We start from the raw sequence: 20,614 nt of genomic DNA, 5'->3' as shown, positions 1-20,614 counted from the left end.
ATTCGGACTGCTGACTGGCAGGGGCAGGCAAGGAATAATCGGCCTTAAAATCCGCCGAATCCGTGGTTCAGACTACTTCACCACTTCTACCCAGCCCTTGGTGGCGGTGCCATCGGGCAGCTTGAAGAGGTAGTAGTACACGCCGGCCGCGATGCCGGGGTCGGCGCCCCACACGGTGCTGGTGTTGTTGTAGTTGGTGGCGTTGTAGACCTCGCGTCCCCAGCGGTTGAACACGGCCAGCGAGTTGCCGGGGTAGAGCTGCACGTTGTCGATGATAAGCACGTCGTTCTGGCCGTCGCCGTTGGGCGTGATGATATTGTAGAACGCCGTTTTGTTGGCGAAGTCTACGCAGCTGGTGTTCGAGTTCGACTCGCGCGGCACGGCATCGGCCGAGAAGGCCACGATGCGGAAGCATTGGTTGAAACCCAGGCCGCTGCTGGCCTGCATGGTGTTGCTCACATCGGCCAGCAAGGTGCTAGCGCCGAAGTTGTTAATTAACTGGTAGCCACCGTTGTCGAGCTGCTGGTAGAGGCGGTAGCCGGCCACCGTGAAGCCCCGGTAGGCCGTCCAGGTGAGGTGCGTCGAGCCCTGGTTGCGGCCGCCGGGGCCGGGCGTGGCCAGGGCCTTCAGCAGCACGGTGGTGTGCGAGACGGGCGCCGTGAGCACGTCGCCGCAGCCGTTGGTGAGGGCTAGCGAATACTCGTAGGCCGTTTGGGCGGCGTTGGCGGTGGCATCGACGAAGGCGGTGGCGGTGGCCGCCACCGTGCCCACCTGCGCGAAGGTGCCGGTGCTGCCCGCGTCGCGGCGCAGCACGCGCACGGGGTTGGGCGTGTTGGCGGGGCTAGCCACGGCGAAGGTGAGCGTTACCTTGGTATTGTCGGTAGCTACCACCGAGGCTAGCGTGAGCTGCGGGGCCTGGGCATTGTCGGGCACTACCGTAATAGCCACCGGCGCGCCGGCGCAGCCATACTGCGAGGTTTCGGTCACGCTCACGGTAGCGTTGGCAGTGGCGCCGGCCGGGAAGCTCACCGTGATAGTAGCCGAGCCCTGGCCGCTGGCGATGGTGCCGCCCGTCACGGTCCACTGGAAAGTGGAGGTGGCCACCGCGTTCACCACGGTGTAGGTGAGGCTGAGCGCGGCCGGGCACACGAAGCGCGGCCCGCTAATGGTGAGCGCGCCGGGCCGCGGGTCTACCGTAAACTGCTTGGTATACAGCGGGCCGGCGCAGCCGCCGGCGTTGGTTTCGCGGGCGGTGAGGGTGTAAGTGCCCACGGCCGTGCTGGCCGGGATGGTTACGGTGCCATTAACGTTGGCGATGACTGCGCCATTGAGCTGAAACACGTAGGTCGAGCCGCTGGCGCCGGGCAGGGTGTAGGTCTGCGGGCCGCTGTTTACGCAAAAGCGGGCCGGCCCCTGGATGGTGAGCGTGGTCAGCGGCGAGGGCTTCACGGTGATGTAGAGTGTATCGCTCACGCCCCGGCAGATGCCGCCGGCCGGGTTGCTAGTTTCCGTCACCACAAGCTTGGCTAGCCCCGCCGTAGTAAAGCGAATACTGGTAGTATTCAAGTTATTAACCAGCGTGCCCTGGGCCGTGCCGGAGAGCTGCCACGAGTACGACGAGCCGTTGGCCAGCAGCGTTTGGTAGAAGTAGGGGCCATCGGCCTGGCACACGCTGGTGGGGCCGGTGGGCTTGGCCGTTTGCAGCTGCTGGTTGATGATGACGGGCAGCGTGAAGGCATCGGACTGGCAGCCCACGGCGTTGGTTGCCACGGCGCGCACGGCGCCCGCGCCGGCCGTGCCCCAGTTCACGGTAATGTTGGCCGAGCCCTGGCCGCTGGCGATGGTGCCGCCCGTTACGGTCCACTGGTAGGCGGTAGCACGCGGATTTTTAATCGAATACGCAATGCCCGTGACGGTGGGGCACACCGAGCGCGGCCCGCTGATAGTATCGGCCGCCGGGCGCGGGTTAATGGTAATCAGCACCGAGTCTTTGCTGGAGCACCCTAGCGCGGTGGTGGCCAGCACCACGTACTGCTGCACGAGGGGCGCGCTGGTCGCGTTCACGCCCGTGAGCACGGGCTGGGCCGCGGTGGCGCTGCTGAGGTTGGTGGCGGGCGTCCACTGGTAGGTGTAGCCGGGTAGGGCGGCCGACCCTAGCGTGATGGTGCTGCGGTCGCACACGGCCTGGGCCGGGCCGGCGGCGGCCGTGGCGCCGGGGTTCACGGTTACGGCCACGGTGCCGGTGCCCACGCAGCCGGTGGCCGTGTTGGTTACGGTCAGCGTGTAGGTCGTCGTAATGGGCGCGCCGGTGGTATTGGTCAGCGTCAGCGTGGGGTTGGGGGCGGTGCTGCTGCCGAGGCCGGTGCTGGGGCTCCAGCTGTAAGTATAGCCCGCCACCGGCGCCGCACCGAGCGTGATGGGTACGCCCGTGCAGGTGGTGCGGGTGGGCAGGCCTACGTTGGCCACGGGTAGCGGCAGCACCGTTACTGTTGCTTGCTGGCTGGCCGTGCAGCCGAGGACCATTGCGCCGCTTGTAATGGTATAGGTAGTGGTGGCGGTGGGCGTCACGGTGAACGGTCCGGCGCCGGTCTGGGTAGTGCCGCTGCCATCGGTGAGGGTGTAGGGGGCCGTGCCGCCGGCCACGGCCAGGGATACGCTGCCGCCCTGGCAGGTGCTCAGGGTACCGGTCACGGTGAGCGCGCCGGCCGGGGCCACGGTTACCGACTGCGCTACCGAGTCGGTAAGGCAGCCGTAGCTTGAAACGCCTTTCGCCACGAGGGTGCCGGTGCCGGCCTTGGTCCAGTTTACCTGCACCGTGCTGCCGGTGTTGCTTCCCACAAAAGTGCCGCCCACCACGCGCCAGCGCACGACGGGCGCCGTACCGCCGGTAGCCCGGTACGTGCTCACGGTGTTGAGGTTACACACCACTGCGTCGCCGCTGATGGCGGTGGGCCCGAGGGTCGCGTCACGGTAATGCGCAGTACGTCGGCCACGAGCTTGCCGCCGCAGGCCAGGTCTTTGGCCGTGAAGGCCACGTCGTAGGGCGTGGCGCGGGCCTCGCCGCAGGCCGAGTTATACACAAACGTGCCCGTGACCCGCCCGCCCGTGCCGGTGGCCGTAGCCGTGCCAGTAGGGTTGCCGGCCGTTACGGTGCCGGGGTTGCCATTGAAAGCGGCATTAAAGCCGCCTGCCCCATCGAGCAGCACGCTGTTGAGCGTGAGCGTGAGCACGTGGCCGTTGGCCTGGGTTACGGTCAGCGGAATACTGAGCGAGCTGCCTTCCTCGATGGTGTAGCTGCGCGGCGTGGCAGTAGCCAGCGGCAGCACCGGCGCGGCAGTGGCCGGGCAGTCGCCCACCAGTAGCTGCAAGTCGCGCCGGGTAGTGCCAATAAGTACCTCGCGGCCGTTGATGGTGCGGTACTCGCTCACATCCACGGCCACCACGTATTTGTAGCCGGCTGTGCCCGTGGCGGCCCGGTACTTGGCGGTGCCGGTGCTGGCATTGAGGCTAGCGTAGTTGCCGGGCGTGGTGCCGAAGGGCGTGGTGGGCGAGTAGCCCGCGCCGCCATAATAGGGTACCGTGGGCACATTGGGCGCGCCGCCCGACAGCGGGAAAGTGCCTGGCGGCACGCCATTGCCGCCCGCATTGGTGCCGTAGGGGCTGCCGAAGGCGTACACCAGGCGGTCGCCATCGGGGTCCACGGCGTTGTTGAGCAGGATGGTGGTATCGCCCTGGCACACCACGGCCACGGCCGTATCCGAAAAGATGGGCGAGCGATTGGGCAGTAGCGGCGGCGAGAGCTGGCTGTAGAGAATCAGCGACTCGTTGTTGCCGGCCGTGTTCAGGTTCTTCACGTCCACGTTGCGGGCGCTGCGCGTGAAGAGCGCGTAGTAGCCCTGGGCATTTACCGGCAGGTTGACAATGGCCGTAAACTTCTGGAGTTTAAACGTCTGCGTGACGCCCGTGGCCGGACAGCCCGAGGCGGTGCTCGGGTTCAGATTGGGCGAGATTGTGTAGGAAGTAATATCCATAAACCCCGCCAGGTTGCCGCCGGCCGGGGCCGTGGCGCCCGAGCCACTCAGGATATTCACGCCCTGCACCAGGTTAATTTTGGCGCCCGTCGCCAGGTCATAGATGCCCACCGGCGCATCGGTATTGGGGGCCGCCGCGCCGGTGTTGGTGTTATCGTAAATCGTGATGGTGAGCTGGTAGCGCAGCGGCGCGGCGCTCGGGCCGTTGGCGTCGAGGTAGCGGTAGGTCATTTCGCCGCCCAGCAGGTGGGTAGCCAGCGCCGGGCGCGCCCCCCCAGCGCCAGAAGCAGAAGGACCAGCCGGGGCAGCACCCCCAGCCGACGAAGTAGAGTTGGCAGCATAGATAAAAGCAGGAAGTGAAAGCAGAAAAAGTAGGCTAGCCCCGCCCCGCCGGGCCAGTCTGGTTGAGGCGCCGGCTACTGGCGTACCACGCGGCGCAGGGCCGTCTGGCCCTGCGCGTCGGTGAGGCGCAGCAGGTAGAGGCCGGCCGGCAGGGCGCTCAGGTCGAGGCTAGCCGGGGCGGCTGTGCCCAGGCGTAGCGGCTGGCTAAGTAGCGTCGCGCCTAGCACGTTAGTTACTTGCACGGTGTAGAAGCCAGTGGCGCCGGCTGCGCTCACCTGCACCTGTACCAGGCCGTTGGCAGTAGGGTTGGGGCTCACCGTGAGGGCAGGCAGGGCCTGGCTTTCGCGGGTGGCTAGGGGGGTGGCTACGTTCACAGGGTAGTCTTCTACCTCAGCCTCGCCCTGGTTGGTGAGGCAGGGGTTGGGGGTGTTGTTGTTCTGGGTCACAACTACGCGCAGGCGGGTGGTACCCACGCCGCTCGGAATGGCGGCAGCCACCGCCGCGGTAGCCGCCGCGGTAATGCCATTGTACACCAGCTCGCCGCCCGTGCCGGTGGTATTCGCAAACACGCCATCGCGGTTATAATCGACCCAGATGGTGGTGCGGTGCGCCTTATTGAGGTTGGTCGTCACGCTGATAGTTTGGGTGGTGCCCCCAGTCAGTGCCACGCTTTGCCCGCTAAAGAAAGTGTAGCCGCCCGCCGAATTGCCCGAAGTGTTGCTGAACGCTGCCCCGCCGCTGGCCCCCGCGCTCACGCTCACGTTGGTAACCCAGAGCGAGCTGGCCGCGCCCGTGGCATAGCCACCGCTCGCTGCGCAATAGGCCAGGCAAGGCACCTGAATGAGCAGGTAATTGGGCTGCGTGAGCGTGTTGCTGCCGTAGGCATTGGTGGCGCGCAGCGTTACCGAGTAGTAGCCGGCCGTGCTGAAGGCTACCTGCGGATTTGGCGAGCTAGCCGAGGTGCCGTTCACAAACGTAACGCCCGCGCTCGGGCTAAAGCTCCACTGCCAGGCGGTGGGGCCATTAGTACTCTGGTCGGTAAAGGTATAGGTATTGGCCGGCGAAGTGCAGGCCCCGGCCACGTAGGTCGAGGTAAAGGCGGCCGTTGGCGGGTTGGTATTGGGCACCACCGTCACGGTATAGTCCTCTACCTGGCCCGAAGTAGGCGCCGCGCAGGGCTGCGGAAACGTGCCGCTGGCATCGGCCACCAGGCGCAGGCGCAGCGGCTGGTTGAGCATAGCCGTAGCGGGCACCGTAAAGCCGAGGGTGGGGCTGGTGGTAATCAGGGCCTCGGCCAGCTTCTCAGTGGCGCTGAAGGTGCCGTCGTTGTTGAGGTCGAGCCAGGCGCGCACATCGTGGGTGCGGGTGCCGCCGGTGTTGATAATCAGCGAATAAGGCGCCCCTGCGCTGAGCGTAGTGCGCTGCCCGCAGGTAAAATCCTGGTAGCCCGCGCTGCCGTCGGCCGAGGTATTGTCGATGGTGCCCAGCCGTACCCGCACGATGCCGTAGTTGCAGCAGTAGCCGGTGGCCGGCAGGCCGGGGCAGGCGGTGGCCGCCAGGGGCACCACCGGGTTGTAGGTAATGGCCGTGGGGGCGCTGGTGCTGCTGCCGGCCGCGTTGGCAGCGGTCAGGGTCACCTGGTAGGTGCCGGCGGCGGCGTAGGTATGCCGCGGGTTTTGCTGGGTGCTGGTGCTGCCATCGCCAAAATTCCAGCTCCAGCTGGTGGGCACGTTGGTGCTCTGGTCGGTAAACTGCACCTGGCCCGAGCAGGTAGTGGTAGCATCCTGGGTGAAGGCTGCTGCGGGCTTGTTTACGTTGGCCGCCAGTATCACGCTATAGTCTTCATCCTGCGAGTATTGCGGCGTCGAGCAGGCCGTGGGCACGGCCGCGTTGGCGTAGTCGGAGGCCACGCGCAGGCGCAGCGGCACGCCCAGCGTAGCCGTGGCGGGCGGCGTGACGGTGCCCGTGTGCAGCAGCTTATTATCCGAGCTAAAGGCTAGTTCATCGGTGCCAAAGGTGCCGTCGTTGTTGTAGTCTATCCACACCCGCACGTTTTCGGCGGCCACGGTGCCGTTTTTAATGCTGATGGCGGTGGGCGTGCTCACCGTCAGGCTGGTGCTCACGGCCCCGGTAGTGGCGCAGCTATAGTCTTTATAACCATCGATATAGCCGGGCGTGGTGTTGTTAATACTGCCCAGCGTCACGTTATAAATGCCCATATTATAGGCCGAAGCCAGCGCATTGCTGGCCTTGCCGGGCGTGCAGACGGCGGCCCCGGGGCACTGCGCCCGGCCCAGCGCCGGCAGCAGCAATAAGCTCAGCCCGGCCAGCTGGCTAACCCACGAACGTAGAGGTGGAAACATGCACTAAAGTGAAGGGCGATGAATGAAGAACTGAGGAAGGCCGCCAGGGCAGAAACAACCCCCGTAGCTAAGGCCTAAAAGTAAGGCCAAGCGAGCCGGAGTTCCACTGAAAATCGACTAATCAACGCCTGGGCTGGAAATTTGCCTGTCTCGCACCGGCCGGGCTGGCCCCGGCCGTAGGTTTGCATTTCGGGGGCTAGCCGCCGAATAAGGTTTCTTTATCTTTAGCGCATGACAACAAGCGTAGTTCTGATTACGGGTGGCACCTCGGGCATTGGCCGGGCCTGCGCCCTGGAGTTTGGCCGGGCCGGCGCCCGCGTGGTAATTACCGGCCGCGACGCGGCCAGGCTGGCCGCCACCGCCGCCGAGCTCACGGCCGCCGGCATTCAGCACCGCACGGTGCAGGGCGACGTGGGCGTGCTGGCCGATGCCAACCGCGCCGTGGCCGACACCATCGCCGCCTTTGGCCGCCTCGACGTACTCATGAACAATGCCGGCCTGAGCATGCGGGCCAGGTTTGCCGACGTAGACGTGCAAGTGCTGGAGCAGCTCATGCAAACCAATTTTTTCGGCACCGTGTACACCACCAAGGCCGCGCTGCCTTACCTGCTCGAAAGCAAGGGTACCATCGTGGGCATCAGCAGCATTGCCGGCTACCGCGGGCTGCCAGGCCGCACCGGCTACTCGGCCTCCAAGTTTGCCATGAACGGCTTTCTCGAAGCCCTGCGCACTGAGCTGCTGCCCCAGGGCGTGAACGTGCTCACGGCCGCGCCCGGCTTCACGGCCTCCAACATCCGCCACACTGCCCTGCTCGCCAACGGCCAGCCCCAGCACGACACCCCGCGCGACGAGGGCAAGATGATGACCTCTGAGGAAGTAGCCCAGCACCTGCGCCGGGCCGTGGCGCAGCGCCAGCGCACCCTCGTGCTCACGGGTCAGGGCAAACTGACCGTTTTTTTGAATAAATGGCTACCGGGCCTGACCGACAAGCTGGTACTAAATAATTTTCGCAAGGAGGAAGGCGATTTCTAAGCCTAGGGTTTCCGCTGCTCATCCGGCGTTCATAGGTTTGCTGAGTGCTTTACCGGTTCTTTTCGCCCGCTTTGGGCGCGAGGAGCCGGTTTTTTAAGTCATATAGTACCCGTTTGATGAAACAGCTAGTCACTTTTGCGGCGCTCGGCGCCGCCCTCATTCTCCCCCTGCTAGCCACCGCCCAGGTCAATCCGTCGCCCGGCCAGCAGCCCACCCAAACCCAGGCCGAGCAGGCTACCCAAAAGCCCCAAGACCCGCCGGCGCCCAACTTCTTTCTCAAAGACGGCAAGCTGCCGCTGAGCGCCGATGCCAGCCGCTACATCAAATTCACGCTGCTCAACCAAGTGTGGATGCGCTACAACGAAAGCAACCCCGGCACCACCGTGGGCGGCTACAACGTGCCCAATACCTACGACATCGGCATCCGGCGCTTCCGCATCCAGTTCTACGGCCAGCTCACCGACCGCGTGTTTATCTACTCGCAAATTGGCATCAACAACCTCAGCTACAATGCCGACCGCAAGAGTGGCGGCACGCCGGGGGCTAGCCAGGGCGGCACGGGCGGCTTTTTCCTGCACGACGCCGTGGCCGAATACGCCATTGTGAAGAACAGGCTGTCCTTCGGTGCCGGCCTGGGCGCCTGGAATGGGCTGGCCCGCTACGCCTCGTCGTCGGCCGGCGCCATTATGGGCCTCGACCTGCCCACCCTCGAAGAAACCACCAACGACGTGAACGACCAGTTTGGCCGCAAGCTCAGCGTGTATGCCAAGGGCAAGCTCGGCAAGCTCGACTACCGCGTGGCCGTTTCTAACCCGCTGCTCTACCAGAAAGCCGCCGGCTACGTGGCCACGCCGGGCGCCAATGCCCAGTTTTCGAGCACGCCGCCCAAGCCGCAGTACCAGGGTTATTTCTCCTATCAGTTTAAGGACCAGGAAAGCAACCTCACCCCCTACACCGCCGGCACGTACTTCGGTAAGAAGGCCGTATTCAACATTGGCGCGGGCTTTATTGTGCAGCCCGAGGCCATGTGGTACACCCAGGGCAGCCCCACCAACGTGCAAACCAAGGCCATGCAGCAGTACGCCGTCGATGTATTCTACGACGCGCCGCTGAGTGCCGCGCCCGACGCGCCGAGCGTGAGCTTTTACGCCGCCGGCCTGCACCTCGACTACGGCCCCGGCTACCTGCGCAACAACGCGCCCATGAACCCCGGCACCGGCTCCAGCCTCACGAGCACCACCGTGGGCGGCTTCGGCAACGCGTTTCCGGAGTACGGCACCGGCAATGCTATCTACTCGCAGCTAGGCTACAAATTCAAGGATAACCTGGTAGGCACCACCACCTTTATGCCCTACGTGGCCTACCAGCACGCAAGCTACGCCCGCTTGGCCGACGACGTGAATTTCTACGACGCGGGCCTCAACTGGCTCATTTCGGGCCACACCTCCAAGTTCACGCTCGCCTACCAGAACCGGCCCTACTACATCACCAACGCCGCCGGCGAAAACGTGGTGGACTCGCGCCGCAGCGCCGTCATCCTGCAATACCAGGTGTATTTCAACTAGCAGGGGCTAATCAACACGCTGTTTTTAAAGAGTTTATTTAAAGTCACGTCCGGCCAGCGCGGGACGTGCTTTTTTATGCTACGTGTATCCCCGCTAGGGGTGCCACCAGGCGCTATTCAACCACCAGGGCGTCGGTGGCGCGCACGTAGGCCACCCGGTCTTGCCAGCGCACGCGCAGCCAGATGTCGTCGTGGCCCAGCACCGGCAGGCGGTCGCCGGGCGCGGCGGTGCTCAGCCAGGTAGCCCCGGCGCCGGGGCCAGCCATCAGGGCCGCGCCGGCCCGCGTGACCACGCCCACCGGCGCGGGGCGCAGCAGCAGCAGGTAGGCCCCGGTGCCGAGCAGGTAGGCCCCGTAGGCTAGCCAGGCGCCCGGCCGGGCGCGCTGCCGCCGCAGCAGCAGCACTACCGCCAGCAGTACGGCCCCGCTCAGCAGCCCTTGCAGGCCGGGGTAGTAGTAGCGCTGCGCTTGCACCCGCAGCTCCTGCTGCCAGGTGGTGGGGTAGCCTACCAGGCGCTGCCGCTGCGCCAAGCCAGCCAGCTGCTGCCAGGTGCTGAGGCGGGGCTGCCGGGCCTGTACCAGGTTGAGATACAACATTTCGGCGGCGTAGTGGCCGAGCTGGTGCTGGGTGTAGGCCATGCGCAGCAGCACGCGCGGCGATACCTGCTGCCGCCGCCATATCTGGGTGCGGTAGTGCGGCGCAGCGGCAGCGTACTGGCCCTGGGCAAACAGCAAATCGGCCTGCGCGAGGTTGCCGGCGGTCTGCGCAGGTGCTTTATTCGAAAAATTTATTTGCTCGCAGGCCGTAGCCAACGCCCACAAAGGCAACTGGATAAGCACGCGCCACCGGCCCGCAAGGGGCATAGCAGCAGTTTCTTTTTGCGCCGGGGTTGTCAGATTCAAAATGTCGCCGTACTTTTGCACCCACAAAAACGGTCATGCACCGCGATTGTAACGCAAAGATATTGGTTCTGTAGCTCAGCTGGTAGAGCAGTACACTTTTAATGTACGGGTCCTGGGTTCGAATCCCAGCGGAGCCACACCTAAGCGCCCTCGCCCTCAAGGCGGGGGTTTTTTATTGGCGGCAGCTACTTTTTGCATAAGTACCCCCTGGCCCGGAGCGCGGAGCGGTTGCAGCTAAAAGGGGCCGCTACGCAACTGCCGCCAGCAAGTAAGCAAAGCCAGCTGCGTGCAACGATGCTCCAGTCTATACCCGACGTGCTGCTGAGTCCGGGCGAGCAAATTTTTTTAAAATAGGGATTTTCACAAGGGGCTCGGCTGAAAAAGCTAGGCATCCATTTTTCTCTGTGAAATTTTGAAAAAATCGCGCACTTTTTCAAGCAGCGGCCCTGAACCGGCTTCCCCGGCACCGTATTCAGATGAGGGACTTTTAAGCGGAGTGATGGAGCGAGCCCGCAAACCTATTCGCGCCGAGCAAGCCGGCCGCAGGCCGCACCCCGGCATCGGTGCTACCTACCGCCCCCAGCGGCGGCCTAGCACTAGCAGTACCTGGTAATTGAAAGCGTGCTGTGCCGGCTAGGCTGGTGGCAGGCTCTGGCAAGGAACTTCTTGTCAATTACGTATTTATCCACTGGTAAAATCAGTAGTTTTAACTAGATAGTAAGCCGGGTGAGCAGCAAATTTGTAGGACCTACCTCTTTTCTGCCAACTGCTATGAACTACAATCCAGCCTTTGGGCCTGCTGCCCAAACCCGCGAACAACGTGCCCGGGTGCTCCAGCAAATGCAGGCTACTTTCCCTCGCCTGAAAACCAAGGCCTCGGCCTACGCCCGGCAGCTCTACGAGCGCTACGTAGCTGGTGAGCTAAGCTGGCTGCAAGTGCGCCAGGCCCTCGATATTGCCGCCCAGTAGTCTGCACTACTGATAAAAATCGGCAGCCAGGCGGCTCGCCGGGTAAGACTGCCTGCCCGCAGGTTGCGCACCAAGCGCATAGTCAAGGCCCTGCCATGCGCCGCAGCCCACTAAAAAGCCCCGCCATTCGGCGAGGCTTTTCAGCTCTGGTTTGGAAAAGGAAAATGTTGGAAAGGGTGGTGCCCAGGAAGGTGGGAGTGCGTACAAAGGAAGGGAGATAAACCCCCTGCTAAAAGGAAAAAGCGAGTAGAATTGTGACATTGTATATTTTGGATTAAATGAGAAAAACATAATCTACTAAAAAATAAAGTCAATAAACTGTCTTTGCTTTTTTTGATACAGCGGCCAGCTATTACCTATCAGCAACTTAGGATAATTCACTGATACTCTTTAATTGTTTCAACTGTGACTTTCGGATTTTTCAGCGGGCAGTAAATTTTCAGCGCTTCGTCAACTCTGCTACTGCGTGCTCGGGTCGCCCACCGCCTGGCTACTTGCGCCTGTCCGCAACCCGAGGGCCGGCTACCTGCGTAAAACACCGAATGGAGCAAAAACCAATGTGCCCGCCGCATTTATCGTTGCCCGGTACCCAGCTGCTTGATGCTGATGAACTGGCGCCGGTAGAGTTGATTTTTGTGCAACACTTAGGCTTGGTGCCCAGGCAAATGGTGGCTCCTAGCCGGCCCGGTACGTTGCCCGTAGCCGAGCGCAAGTGGCTAGGCGCAGACTTCTCGCACGTCATAGTCTCCCAGGAACGGTCGGGGCCAAACCAGGGGCGCCACCAGTAAGTAGCCAAAAATTACGAGCTGCCAGCCCGGTTAAGTTGTTTGTGCTGGCTGGCGGAAAGGGGAAGACGGGGAGTAAAGTGTGGGTAGGATAGTAGCCGTGGCCCCAACTAGTTGCTTAAGCAACCAGCCTCCTGGCTAGACCTGTTACCAGAAAAAAGGACCTTGTACTGGTAGCAGGCCAGGGCTGGCCTGCCCGGCTGCTACCTTTGCCGGCCGATTGCGGCGCTGCCCCGCATCCTGCCCTATGCTGAAAAACGACCTCCTCCTGCGCGCCGCCAAGGGCGAAACTACCGAACGCACTCCCGTCTGGCTAATGCGCCAGGCTGGCCGCATCCTGCCCGAGTATCGCGCCCTGCGTGGCCGCCTTTCCGGTTTCAAAGAGCTGGTCGAAACCCCGGCCCTGGCGGCCGAGGTGACCATTCAGCCCGTCGATGCGCTCGATGTAGATGCCGCTATTATTTTCTCCGACATCCTGGTGGTGCCCGAGGCGATGGGCCTCACCTATGAGATGATTGAGGCCAAAGGCCCTCTCTTTCCAGAGGTGGTGAAAAGCGCCGCCGATATTGAGAAGCTGCGCGTGGCCGACCCCGAAGAGCACCTGGGCTACGTGCTCGAAGCTCTGCGCATCACCAAAAAAGCGCTGAACGGCCGGGTGCCGCTCATCGGTTTTGCGGGGGCACCCTGGACCATTCTGGCCTACATGGTGGAGGGCCACGGCTCCAAAACCTTCAGCAAAGCCCGCCGGATGCTGTATCAGGAACCCGCGTTAGCCCACCAACTGCTGGAAAAAATTACGGTCACGACCATTGCCTACCTGCAAGCGCAGGTGGCGGCCGGGGCCGACATCGTGCAGATTTTTGACTCGTGGGCCGGCATCCTGCCGCCCGCCCACTACGCCGAGTTTTCAACCCGCTACATCAACCGCATCAGCGCGGCGCTGGCACCGCTGGTGCCCGTCACGGTGTTTGCTAAGGGCGCGTGGTGGGCCGTGGAAGATTTCGCCCATTCGCCCGCCCGCACTATCGGGCTCGACTGGAACCAGTCACCGCGCCTGGTGCGCCAGCAGGCCCCCGGTAAAACCCTGCAAGGCAACCTCGACCCCTGCGCCCTCTACGGCACCCCCAGCCAAGTAAAAGCCGCCACCGAAGTCATGCTGGCCGAGTTCGTCGGTGGCCCGCACATCGCCAACCTCGGCCACGGCGTGTACCCGGATACTAATCCGGATAATGTAAAGATATTCGTGGAGACGGTGAAGGCGTGGCGGGGGTAAACCGAACCCCACTACTCTCTTGCACAAAACCTGCTTTTCTGAAATGCTCCCTCTCAAGCCCGAGCTAGGCCTAGGATTCTACGTGGTGTCAGTGGTGGTGTCCGGCCTGCTGTTTTTCGGGTGGCGGCGGCTGTTCCGGCGCGTGTTTCGGGCCGAGGCAGGCGTAGTGGTGGCTACGGCGATGGCCGCCATCATAACCACGCCGATGGTGCTGCTAGCCTTACTATGGGTACTTACACTGCTCAAAAAGTAATGGCGGGGCAGTGGCTTTCGCACTGAGTTAAAGGAGGAAAAGGAAGTTTTACAGGGTGTTACTGTAATCCGCGAGACTCCTTTTCCCTCCTTTAGCTCGGTGCGAAAAATCTTTACAGCCCGGCCGCCTCCGCCTCGGCCAGTAGCAGGCGCTTCTCGATGGGCACCACGCCCACCTGCTCGCACACTAGGCCGCCGCCGAGGTTGGCCAGCGCGGCGGTGAAGGCGGCCGGCTGCTGCAGCGCCACGCAGCAGGCCGCGATGCTGATAACCGTATCGCCGGCGCCCGACACGTCGGAGATGGTGCGCAAATGGGCCGGTAGGTAGGTTTTTGCGTTGTTTTGCTGGGCAAAGACGCCGTGCTCGGAGAGCGTCACCAGCACGATTTCGGGGGCTAGCACCTCGCGCAGGCGCGCCACGGCGGCTTCAAAGCCCGGCCGGTCGGCATCGGGGGTGCCAAATTCCAGCTTCAGGCCCTCGCGCAGCTCTTTCAGGTTGGGCTTGAAGAGCGTGCAGTGGCGGTAGGCCAGGAAGTTCTTTTTCTTGGGGTCAACGACCGTGGGCACGCCGCGCTCGCGGGCGCGGGCAATGCACTGGGCAATAATGGCTTCTGATAAAACGCCCTTGTCGTAATCCTCAAAAATAACCACGTCGGCGCGGGGCAGCAGGTCGTCGTAGGCGGCGAGCAGCTGGCTAGCCTCCTCGGCATTGAGGTTGGTTTCGACCTCCGAGTCGATGCGCACGAGTTGCTGGCCGTGGGCCAGAATGCGCTGCTTGAAGGTGGTGGGCCGGTGCGCGCTGCGGATAATACCGTCGGCGGGCAGGTGGTGCGTGTGCAGCAGTTGCAGCAGTTGGTCGCCGCCTTGGTCGGCACCCACCACGGCGCACAGCAGCGGTGTGGCCCCGAGCGCCTGCACATTCAGGGCCACGTTGGCGGCCCCGCCGAGGCGGTTTTCGGTGCGGTCGACGTTGACTACCGGCACCGGCGCCTCGGGCGAGAGCCGGCTGGCACGGCCCCACACGTAGGCATCGACCATCACATCGCCGACAATAAGGACTTGGAGGTTATTGAAATCAGCGAAGAGCTTGGCTAGGGGGGTAGGGGCAGGCATGGGGCAAAATTAGGCCTGAACTACAGTGAGCAGTGAATAATGAGCAGTGAGCAAGTATTACCGAAGCTCACTACTCATTATTCACTGCTCACTGCCAATTATTTATCACCCCTCGGCGCGCAATACCGCCAGCGGCGGCTGGCCTAGCACCGAGCGGCTATTGAGCCCGCCGATGAGCGCCGTGAGGCCGGCCACCAGCGCCACCAACACCGGCAGCGGCCATAAGGCACTGAGCGCAAACGGCGTTTCGAACACCCACACGGCCAGCGCCCAGGCGGCTACGCTAGCTAGCAGCACGCCCGCAAAGGCCGCCAGCGAGCCCAGCAGGGCATACTCCAGCAGCGTAATGCGCAGAATCTGGCTCCGGCTAGCCCCCAAAGTGCGCAGCAGCACGCTCTCGCGGGTGCGCTGGTAGCGGCTGATGAGCACCGAGCTAGCCAGCACCAGCAGCCCGGTGAGGATGCTGAAGCCCGCCATGAAGCGAATGACAAAGGAGATTTTGGTCAAAATCTCGTCCACCGTTTGCAGAATCAGCCCCAGGTCGATGGCCGACACGTTGGGGAAGTCGCGCACCAAGGCGCGCTGCGCGGCGGCCAGCACCGCGTTGCTAGGCGTGCGGGTGAGGATGACGTGGAACTGCGGCGCAGCTTCGAGCACGCCGGTGGGAAAAACGACCAGAAAATTCGTTTGCACCCGGCCCCAATCGACCTCGCGGGTGCCGCCCACTACTACATCGATGGGCGCGCCCTGCACGTTGAAACTTAGCGTGTCGCCGAGCTTGAGCTTGACGCGCTCGAAGTAATTGGCATCAACCGACACGCGGGGCAGACCGCCGGCCTTGGCCGGCTGGGGTGGCGTGCCAGCCGTGAGCTTCTCAGTTTTGCTGAGCGTGTCGCGGTAGGTCACGCGGTACTCACGCGTCAGCGCCCAGGGTGGAATCCCGTTGGCGGTGTCCTTTTTGAGCTGCGTCACGGTTTTGCCATTGATGGCCGCCAGGCGCATCGTCACGATGGGCACGCGCTGGATAATGGGCAGCTTTTGGGCGTTGAGCAGTTGCTCGACGCCTTTCTCCTGCTCGGTTTGAATATCAAACAGCACCAGATTAGGCTGATTACCGGCGCTTGACAGCTGCACCCGGCCCAGCAGCACGGCCTGCACCAAATAAAGCGTCGCCAGCAAAAACGTGCCCAGCCCCAGCGAAAGAATGAGCGTAACGGTTTGATTTTGGGGCCGGAATAGATTGGCTAGCCCCTGCCGGCCCACGTAGCTCCAGCCAGTAGGGAAGAAGCGCCGCAAGGCCCAGCGCAGCCCCAGGCCCAGCGCCGCCAGCGCGCCCAGGGCCAGCAGCAGCCCGGCCGCAAAGCCCAGCGCCAGCTTCCAATCGCGGGTTTGGTAATACGAAAAGCCCAGCACAAAGGCCCCGATGCCCGCTAGCACCAGCCCGCGCAGCGGGTCGGGCGTGGCGGTATCTTCCTCCAGCGAGGCGCGCAGCACCCGCAACGGCGACACCCGCCGGATACTCAGCAGCGGCAGCAGCGCAAAGAGCACGGCCATCGCTAGCCCCGTCAGCAGCCCCAGGCCCACCGAAGCCGGCGACACGGCCACCGCCACATCAACGGGCAGAAAATTGCCGAGCACCTTAGGCAGCAGCAGTTGCACCACCGCGCCCAGCCCGGCCCCGATAGCCGCGCCCAGCAGGCCCAGCCCCGACGTTTGAATAAGGTAAATGAGCAGCGCCTGCCGCCCGCTAGCCCCCAGGCAGCGCAGCACGGCCACGCTAGCCAGCTTTTCTTTCACGTACAAACTCACGGCGCTGGCCACGCCCACGCTGCCTAGTAGCAAGGCCACGAAGGCCACGAGGCTCAGAAAGCGCGTAAGGTCGCGAAACGAGCGGCCGGTGGCCTGCTGGCGGCTCGCCACGGTATCGGTGTCGATGCCGGTCTGGTCGAAGCGCGTTTGCAGGGGCTTGATGGCGGCGGCCACATCGGCGGTGGGCGCAAACTGGTAGTAAGTGCGGTACTGCACCCGGCTGCCGCGCTGCACGAGGCCGGTTTTATTCAGCAAACTAATGGGAATGAACACCTTGGGCGCCACGGCGGCGCTGAAGCCGCTCTGGCCCGGCGTCTTGAGCACGCGCCCCACAATGGGTACCGTGAGGCTGCCCACCTTCACCGAGTCGCCCACGCGGGCGTCGAACTGGTCGAGCAGCACGTCGTCCACGAGCGCGCCGCTAGCCTGCCCGGCCCGAAACTGCGCGCTAGCCGGCGCCGGCTGCGTCTCCCACTCGCCATAATAGGGAAAGCCCGCGCCCAGCGCCCGCACCTGCGCCAGCCGCACGCCTTGCGTGCGCGGAAACGACACCAGCGAGGCAAACGACACCTCCTCGGTACGCGTGCGCCCCAGCCGCTGCAAGGCCGGCCGCAACGTCGAGTCGAACGGCTGGCTCGACGAAAGCACCAGGTCGGCGCCCACCAGCTCGCGGGCCTGGGCGTTGATACTGCGCGCTAGGTTGTCGCCAAACGAATTAATGCCCACCAGCGCCGCAATGCCCAGCACAATGCTCGACATAAACAGCGCCAGCCGCAAGCGACTGCGGCGCGAGTCGCGCCACGCCATTGTGATTAACCAACTGAAATTCATAAAGAAATAGCGCGTACTCTGCGAGCCCGCGTGTAGAACAAGAAAAGAGTGCGAACGCAGACTACAACGTCCGCGCTACGGTTTCCTCCACCACCTTGCCGCCGCGCATCCGCATGATTCTTTGAGTCTTAGCGGCCAGCTCCAAATCGTGGGTCACGAGCACGAGCGTGGTACCGGCTTCTTTGTTGAGGTCAAAAAGCAGGTCTACCACCGTGGCGCTGGTGTCGGGGTCGAGGTTGCCGGTGGGCTCGTCGGCAAAGAGAATCTGCGGCCGGTTGGCAAAGGCCCTGGCCAGGCTCACGCGCTGCTGCTCGCCGCCGCTGAGCTGGGCCGGGTAGTGGTGGCCGCGCGCGCCTAGCCCCACGCGCTCCAGCAGCGTCTGGGCCTGCTTGGCCACGTTGCGCTCGCCGCGCAGCTCCAGCGGCACCTGCACGTTTTCGAGGGCCGTGAGGGTGGGCAGCAGCTGAAAATTCTGGAAAATGAAGCCCACGTGCTGGTTGCGCACCGCCGCCCGCTGGTCCTCACTCAGCTTATCGAGCTGAATGCCTTGCAGCCACACGCTGCCGCTGGTGGCGCGGTCGAGGCCCGCGCACAGGCCTAGCAGGGTGGTTTTGCCGCTGCCGCTGGGGCCCACGATGGCAAACGTATCGGCGGGCTGGAGGCTGAAGCTGACTTCGTGCAGCACCGTGAGCTGGCGCCCGGCGCTCGGGTAGGTTTTGGTGAGGTTTTCGACTTGAAGGCTGGTCATCTACTGGCGGTTTGCGGGGAGGGCCGCCGCTGGCTAAGTTGCGCGGCGATTGCGTGGCTGACGTACTTGGTAAGGGGGTAACAATCTTTCGGGAAGAAAAACGTCATCCCATCGGTTATTGGCTACGTAGGACGCACGACGGCGGCTTATACTTTTGCCTGATTTCAGTTTTCCCATGAACTACTTACCCGGTAGCGCCCTGCTGCTAGCCCTGCTAGCCGCTGGCTGCCAGTCCGATACCAACGCTACCAAAGCCACGGCGGCCGCTAGCCCCGCCGCCGAAGCCGCCGCGCCCAAAAGCCAGCCGGCCATTTTATTTTTTGGCGACAGCATCACGGCGGGCCTGGGCGTGGAGCCCGACCAGGCCTACCCGGCGCTCATCGAGCAGCGCGTCGATTCGCTGCACCTGCCCTACACCGTCGTCAATGCCGGCCTCAGCGGCGAAACCACGGCCGGCGGCCGCTCGCGCATCAATTGGGTGCTGAGCCGCCAGCCGGTGGGCGTGTTTGTGCTGGAGCTGGGCGGCAACGATGGCCTGCGCGGCCTGCCCCTCGCCGACACCCGCAAAAACCTGCAAGCCATCATCGACACCGTGCGCCAGAAGGCTCCGCAGGCCAAAATCGTACTCGCCGGCATGCAGATTCCGCCCAATATGGGCCCCGCCTACGCCGCCGATTTTAAGAAGCTCTACGCCGAAACCGCGGCGAAGAACAAGCTGACGCTCATTCCATTTCTGCTCGAAAACGTGGGCGGCATCGCCAAGCTCAACCAGCGCGACGGCATTCATCCCACGCCCGAAGGCCACAAGCTGGTGGCCCGCACCGTGTGGCGCACCCTGCAACCCATTTTGTAAGTGACTATTCCCGTTCTCGAAACCGAGCGCCTGCGCCTGCGTGGCCATTATCCGTCCGATTTAGCAGCTTCTCTGGCCATGTGGCAGGAGCCCGCTTTTTATCAGTTTTTGGGTGGGCAGCCCTTGTCCGAGGAAGACGTGTGGACGAAGATGCTCCGCCACCTGGGCGTCTGGGTGCTGTGCGGCTACGGCTTTTGGGCGGTCGAAGAGAGGGCTAGCGGCCACTACCTCGGCGTGGTGGGCTTCGGCGACTGGCAGCGCGCCATTACCCCTTCCCTTAAAGGCTACCCCGAGGTGGGCTGGGTGCTGGCGCCGCATAGTCATGGCCAGGGCTACGCCACGGAGGCCATGCAGGCCGCGCTGACCTGGGCCGATGCCCACCTGGCCCAGCCGCGCACCGTATGCCTCATTCACCCCGATAATGTGCCTTCGCTGCGCCTGGCGGCTAAGGTTGGCTACCAGGAATTCAGCCGCACCGACTACAAAGGCCAGCCAGGAGTGCTGCTGGAGCGGTTCAGCGCTACGCCGGGCTGAGAAAGTAGCTCGCCGCCGCACCGGCTAAATTATCCGCAGCGCGTCCACGTTCACTTCGTCGCGCAGCAGTTCCAGGTTGCGGTAGGTGCGGGGCCGGCCGGCGTCGGTGCTGAGCGCGGGCGGCGCGCCGAGCTGGGCTACGTCCAGAATAAGCTGGGTAAGCTTGCGCTCGCCCAGGTACACGGCCACCGGGCGGGCCTGGTGCCGGGCCTGGTAGCCGGCCAGCGCCTGGTCTATTTCCTGTAAAACTGCGCTCATAAGATAGTAAGTACGAAGGATAAACGAGTGCGAAAAATAGGAACGAACCCAGACTTGTGCAACCCCGGCTAGCCGCTTCGCCCAATTTAATCGCCGAACTGCCCGACCTTTGCTGCCGCGTATGACTACTCCTGCTCCCGACCCGGCCGCCCGGCCCATTGGTATTTTCGACTCCGGCATTGGGGGCCTCACCGTGGCCCGCGCCGTGGCCCAGCGCCTGCCCCACGAGCGGCTGGTATACTTCGGCGACACGGCCCACTTGCCCTACGGCGAAAAAAGCACCGCCGCCATCCAGGCCTACGCCGTCAAAATCTGCGACGTGCTGCTGCGCCAGCACTGCAAGCTGATTCTCATTGCCTGCAACTCGGCCAGTGCCGCCGCCTACGAGCTGGTGCGCGAGTACGTGGGCTCTAAAGCCCTGGTAGTGGGCATGATAGACCCCGTAGTGGCGCACGTGGGCCGGTACTACGCCGGCCGGCCGGTGGGCCTCATCGGCACCAAGCAAACGGTGGGCTCCAACATCTACCGCAAAAAAATCGACCAGCTCGACCTCGGCGTGGACCTGCACGCGCTGGCCACCCCGCTGCTCATTCCCATGATTGAGGAAGGCTTTTTTAATGGCCGCGTGTCGGAAGAGATTATTCGCGCCTACCTCGACCATGCCACGCTGCAAGGCATTGATGCGCTTCTGCTGGCCTGCACCCATTTCCCGCTCATCAAGCCCCAGATAGACGGCCACTACCAGGGCCGCGTCACGGTACTCGACCCGTCCGACGTGGTGGCTGCCACCGTGGCCGAGGCCCTGGAAGCCCGCCAGCTGCTGGCTAGCCCGGCCGAAACTACCCCGGCCCACCACTTCTACGTCAGCGATTTCACGCGCTCATTTGAGGAAAGCACGCGCATTTTCTTCGGGCAGGAAGTACAGCTCGAACACTATCCGCTGTGGGAGTAGCATG

At 63.6% G+C, this 20,614-nt stretch carries 17 protein-coding genes and 1 tRNA gene; 9 read left to right on the top strand and 9 right to left on the bottom strand.

Annotated elements, in window-relative coordinates:
• Positions 1-72: 72 nt before the first annotated feature.
• The 3 genes from GKZ68_RS09860 to GKZ68_RS09850 form a co-directional block, all read right to left on the bottom strand.
• Positions 73-2,907, bottom strand: coding sequence for a gliding motility-associated C-terminal domain-containing protein (locus tag GKZ68_RS09860; protein ID WP_173113922.1), 2,835 nt, complete (start codon positions 2,905-2,907; stop codon positions 73-75).
• Positions 2,904-4,262 carry a hypothetical protein gene (locus GKZ68_RS09855; protein ID WP_173113919.1) on the bottom strand — a complete coding sequence of 453 codons (1,359 nt, stop codon included), beginning with the start codon at positions 4,260-4,262 and terminating at the stop codon, positions 2,904-2,906. Before GKZ68_RS09855 ends, GKZ68_RS09860 begins: the two co-directional genes overlap by 4 nt.
• 185 nt (positions 4,263-4,447) lie before the next feature.
• Positions 4,448-6,736: a GEVED domain-containing protein gene (locus GKZ68_RS09850; RefSeq protein ID WP_173113916.1), complete on the bottom strand. Its 2,289-nt coding sequence runs from the start codon at positions 6,734-6,736 to the stop codon at positions 4,448-4,450.
• Positions 6,737-6,967: 231 nt separating this feature from the next.
• Between GKZ68_RS09850 and GKZ68_RS09845 the strand changes: the two genes are divergently transcribed.
• Complete coding sequence (locus GKZ68_RS09845; protein ID WP_173113912.1) at positions 6,968-7,768, top strand: SDR family oxidoreductase; 801 nt, start codon at positions 6,968-6,970, stop codon at positions 7,766-7,768.
• 116 nt (positions 7,769-7,884) lie between these two features.
• Positions 7,885-9,333, top strand: coding sequence for a hypothetical protein (locus GKZ68_RS09840; RefSeq protein ID WP_173113909.1), 1,449 nt, complete (start codon positions 7,885-7,887; stop codon positions 9,331-9,333).
• 112 nt (positions 9,334-9,445) lie between these two features.
• On the opposite strand, the gene GKZ68_RS09835 is transcribed toward GKZ68_RS09840, so the two are convergent.
• On the bottom strand, positions 9,446-10,153 hold the full coding sequence (locus GKZ68_RS09835; protein WP_173113906.1) for a hypothetical protein: 708 nt from the start codon (positions 10,151-10,153) through the stop codon (positions 9,446-9,448).
• A 145-nt stretch (positions 10,154-10,298) separates the two neighbouring features.
• On the opposite strand from GKZ68_RS09835, the gene GKZ68_RS09830 reads away from it, so the two are divergent.
• Together GKZ68_RS09830 and GKZ68_RS09825 are read left to right on the top strand one after the other, a co-directional pair.
• Positions 10,299-10,371 (top strand) — tRNA-Lys (locus GKZ68_RS09830).
• A gap of 634 nt (positions 10,372-11,005) precedes the next feature.
• On the top strand, positions 11,006-11,203 hold the full coding sequence (locus GKZ68_RS09825; protein WP_173113903.1) for a hypothetical protein: 198 nt from the start codon (positions 11,006-11,008) through the stop codon (positions 11,201-11,203).
• A 6-nt stretch (positions 11,204-11,209) separates the two neighbouring features.
• Here GKZ68_RS09825 and GKZ68_RS09820 read toward each other — a convergent pair whose 3' ends face one another.
• Positions 11,210-11,494, bottom strand: coding sequence for a hypothetical protein (locus GKZ68_RS09820; RefSeq protein ID WP_173113900.1), 285 nt, complete (start codon positions 11,492-11,494; stop codon positions 11,210-11,212).
• A 741-nt stretch (positions 11,495-12,235) separates the two neighbouring features.
• Between GKZ68_RS09820 and hemE the strand changes: the two genes are divergently transcribed.
• Both hemE and GKZ68_RS09810 read left to right on the top strand, forming a co-directional pair.
• Positions 12,236-13,261: a uroporphyrinogen decarboxylase gene (gene hemE, locus GKZ68_RS09815; protein ID WP_173113898.1), complete on the top strand. Its 1,026-nt coding sequence runs from the start codon at positions 12,236-12,238 to the stop codon at positions 13,259-13,261.
• 43 nt (positions 13,262-13,304) lie between these two features.
• On the top strand, positions 13,305-13,514 hold the full coding sequence (locus GKZ68_RS09810; protein ID WP_173113895.1) for a hypothetical protein: 210 nt from the start codon (positions 13,305-13,307) through the stop codon (positions 13,512-13,514).
• 112 nt (positions 13,515-13,626) lie between these two features.
• Here GKZ68_RS09810 and GKZ68_RS09805 read toward each other — a convergent pair whose 3' ends face one another.
• From GKZ68_RS09805 to GKZ68_RS09795, 3 genes are all read right to left on the bottom strand, one after another.
• Complete coding sequence (locus tag GKZ68_RS09805) at positions 13,627-14,625, bottom strand: bifunctional heptose 7-phosphate kinase/heptose 1-phosphate adenyltransferase (RefSeq protein WP_173113892.1); 999 nt, start codon at positions 14,623-14,625, stop codon at positions 13,627-13,629.
• Between the two features lie 105 nt (positions 14,626-14,730).
• A complete protein-coding gene (locus GKZ68_RS09800; protein WP_217275353.1) occupies positions 14,731-17,265 on the bottom strand; it encodes an ABC transporter permease in 2,535 nt (844 codons plus the stop codon).
• Positions 17,266-17,326: 61 nt separating this feature from the next.
• Positions 17,327-18,013: an ABC transporter ATP-binding protein gene (locus GKZ68_RS09795; RefSeq protein WP_173113889.1), complete on the bottom strand. Its 687-nt coding sequence runs from the start codon at positions 18,011-18,013 to the stop codon at positions 17,327-17,329.
• A gap of 175 nt (positions 18,014-18,188) precedes the next feature.
• Between GKZ68_RS09795 and GKZ68_RS09790 the strand changes: the two genes are divergently transcribed.
• A complete protein-coding gene (locus tag GKZ68_RS09790) occupies positions 18,189-18,866 on the top strand; it encodes an arylesterase (RefSeq protein WP_173113886.1) in 678 nt (225 codons plus the stop codon).
• Positions 18,867-19,400 carry a GNAT family N-acetyltransferase gene (locus GKZ68_RS09785; protein ID WP_173113884.1) on the top strand — a complete coding sequence of 178 codons (534 nt, stop codon included), beginning with the start codon at positions 18,867-18,869 and terminating at the stop codon, positions 19,398-19,400.
• A 24-nt stretch (positions 19,401-19,424) separates the two neighbouring features.
• Here GKZ68_RS09785 and GKZ68_RS09780 read toward each other — a convergent pair whose 3' ends face one another.
• Positions 19,425-19,658, bottom strand: coding sequence for a hypothetical protein (locus GKZ68_RS09780; protein WP_173113881.1), 234 nt, complete (start codon positions 19,656-19,658; stop codon positions 19,425-19,427).
• Positions 19,659-19,779: 121 nt separating this feature from the next.
• Between GKZ68_RS09780 and murI the strand changes: the two genes are divergently transcribed.
• The gene (gene murI, locus GKZ68_RS09775) at positions 19,780-20,610 is read left to right on the top strand and encodes a glutamate racemase (protein WP_173113878.1); all 831 of its coding nucleotides are present in this window, start codon (positions 19,780-19,782) and stop codon (positions 20,608-20,610) included.
• Positions 20,611-20,614 lie beyond the last annotated feature (4 nt).

Source organism: Hymenobacter sp. BRD128, from assembly GCF_013256625.1.
In the GTDB taxonomy this organism is placed as follows: domain Bacteria; phylum Bacteroidota; class Bacteroidia; order Cytophagales; family Hymenobacteraceae; genus Hymenobacter.
The sequence above is the reverse complement of the archived record's forward strand: the minus strand, read 5'-3'. Positions and strand labels throughout refer to the sequence as shown.

Bases quoted from the DNA above. Each gene is read 5' to 3' on its own strand.
- murI (WP_173113878.1), top strand. From the start codon at position 19,780: ATGACTACTCCTGCTCCCGACCCGGCCGCCCGGCCCATTGGTATTTTC.
- GKZ68_RS09820 (WP_173113900.1), bottom strand. From the start codon at position 11,494: ATGTTTTTCTCATTTAATCCAAAATATACAATGTCACAATTCTACTCG.
- GKZ68_RS09805 (WP_173113892.1), bottom strand. From the start codon at position 14,625: ATGCCTGCCCCTACCCCCCTAGCCAAGCTCTTCGCTGATTTCAATAAC.
- GKZ68_RS09845 (WP_173113912.1), top strand. From the start codon at position 6,968: ATGACAACAAGCGTAGTTCTGATTACGGGTGGCACCTCGGGCATTGGC.
- GKZ68_RS09855 (WP_173113919.1), bottom strand. From the start codon at position 4,262: ATGACCTACCGCTACCTCGACGCCAACGGCCCGAGCGCCGCGCCGCTG.
- GKZ68_RS09850 (WP_173113916.1), bottom strand. From the start codon at position 6,736: ATGTTTCCACCTCTACGTTCGTGGGTTAGCCAGCTGGCCGGGCTGAGC.
- GKZ68_RS09800 (WP_217275353.1), bottom strand. From the start codon at position 17,265: ATGAATTTCAGTTGGTTAATCACAATGGCGTGGCGCGACTCGCGCCGC.
- GKZ68_RS09780 (WP_173113881.1), bottom strand. From the start codon at position 19,658: ATGAGCGCAGTTTTACAGGAAATAGACCAGGCGCTGGCCGGCTACCAG.
- hemE (WP_173113898.1), top strand. From the start codon at position 12,236: ATGCTGAAAAACGACCTCCTCCTGCGCGCCGCCAAGGGCGAAACTACC.
- GKZ68_RS09810 (WP_173113895.1), top strand. From the start codon at position 13,305: ATGCTCCCTCTCAAGCCCGAGCTAGGCCTAGGATTCTACGTGGTGTCA.
- GKZ68_RS09790 (WP_173113886.1), top strand. From the start codon at position 18,189: ATGAACTACTTACCCGGTAGCGCCCTGCTGCTAGCCCTGCTAGCCGCT.
- GKZ68_RS09795 (WP_173113889.1), bottom strand. From the start codon at position 18,013: ATGACCAGCCTTCAAGTCGAAAACCTCACCAAAACCTACCCGAGCGCC.
- GKZ68_RS09825 (WP_173113903.1), top strand. From the start codon at position 11,006: ATGAACTACAATCCAGCCTTTGGGCCTGCTGCCCAAACCCGCGAACAA.
- GKZ68_RS09840 (WP_173113909.1), top strand. From the start codon at position 7,885: ATGAAACAGCTAGTCACTTTTGCGGCGCTCGGCGCCGCCCTCATTCTC.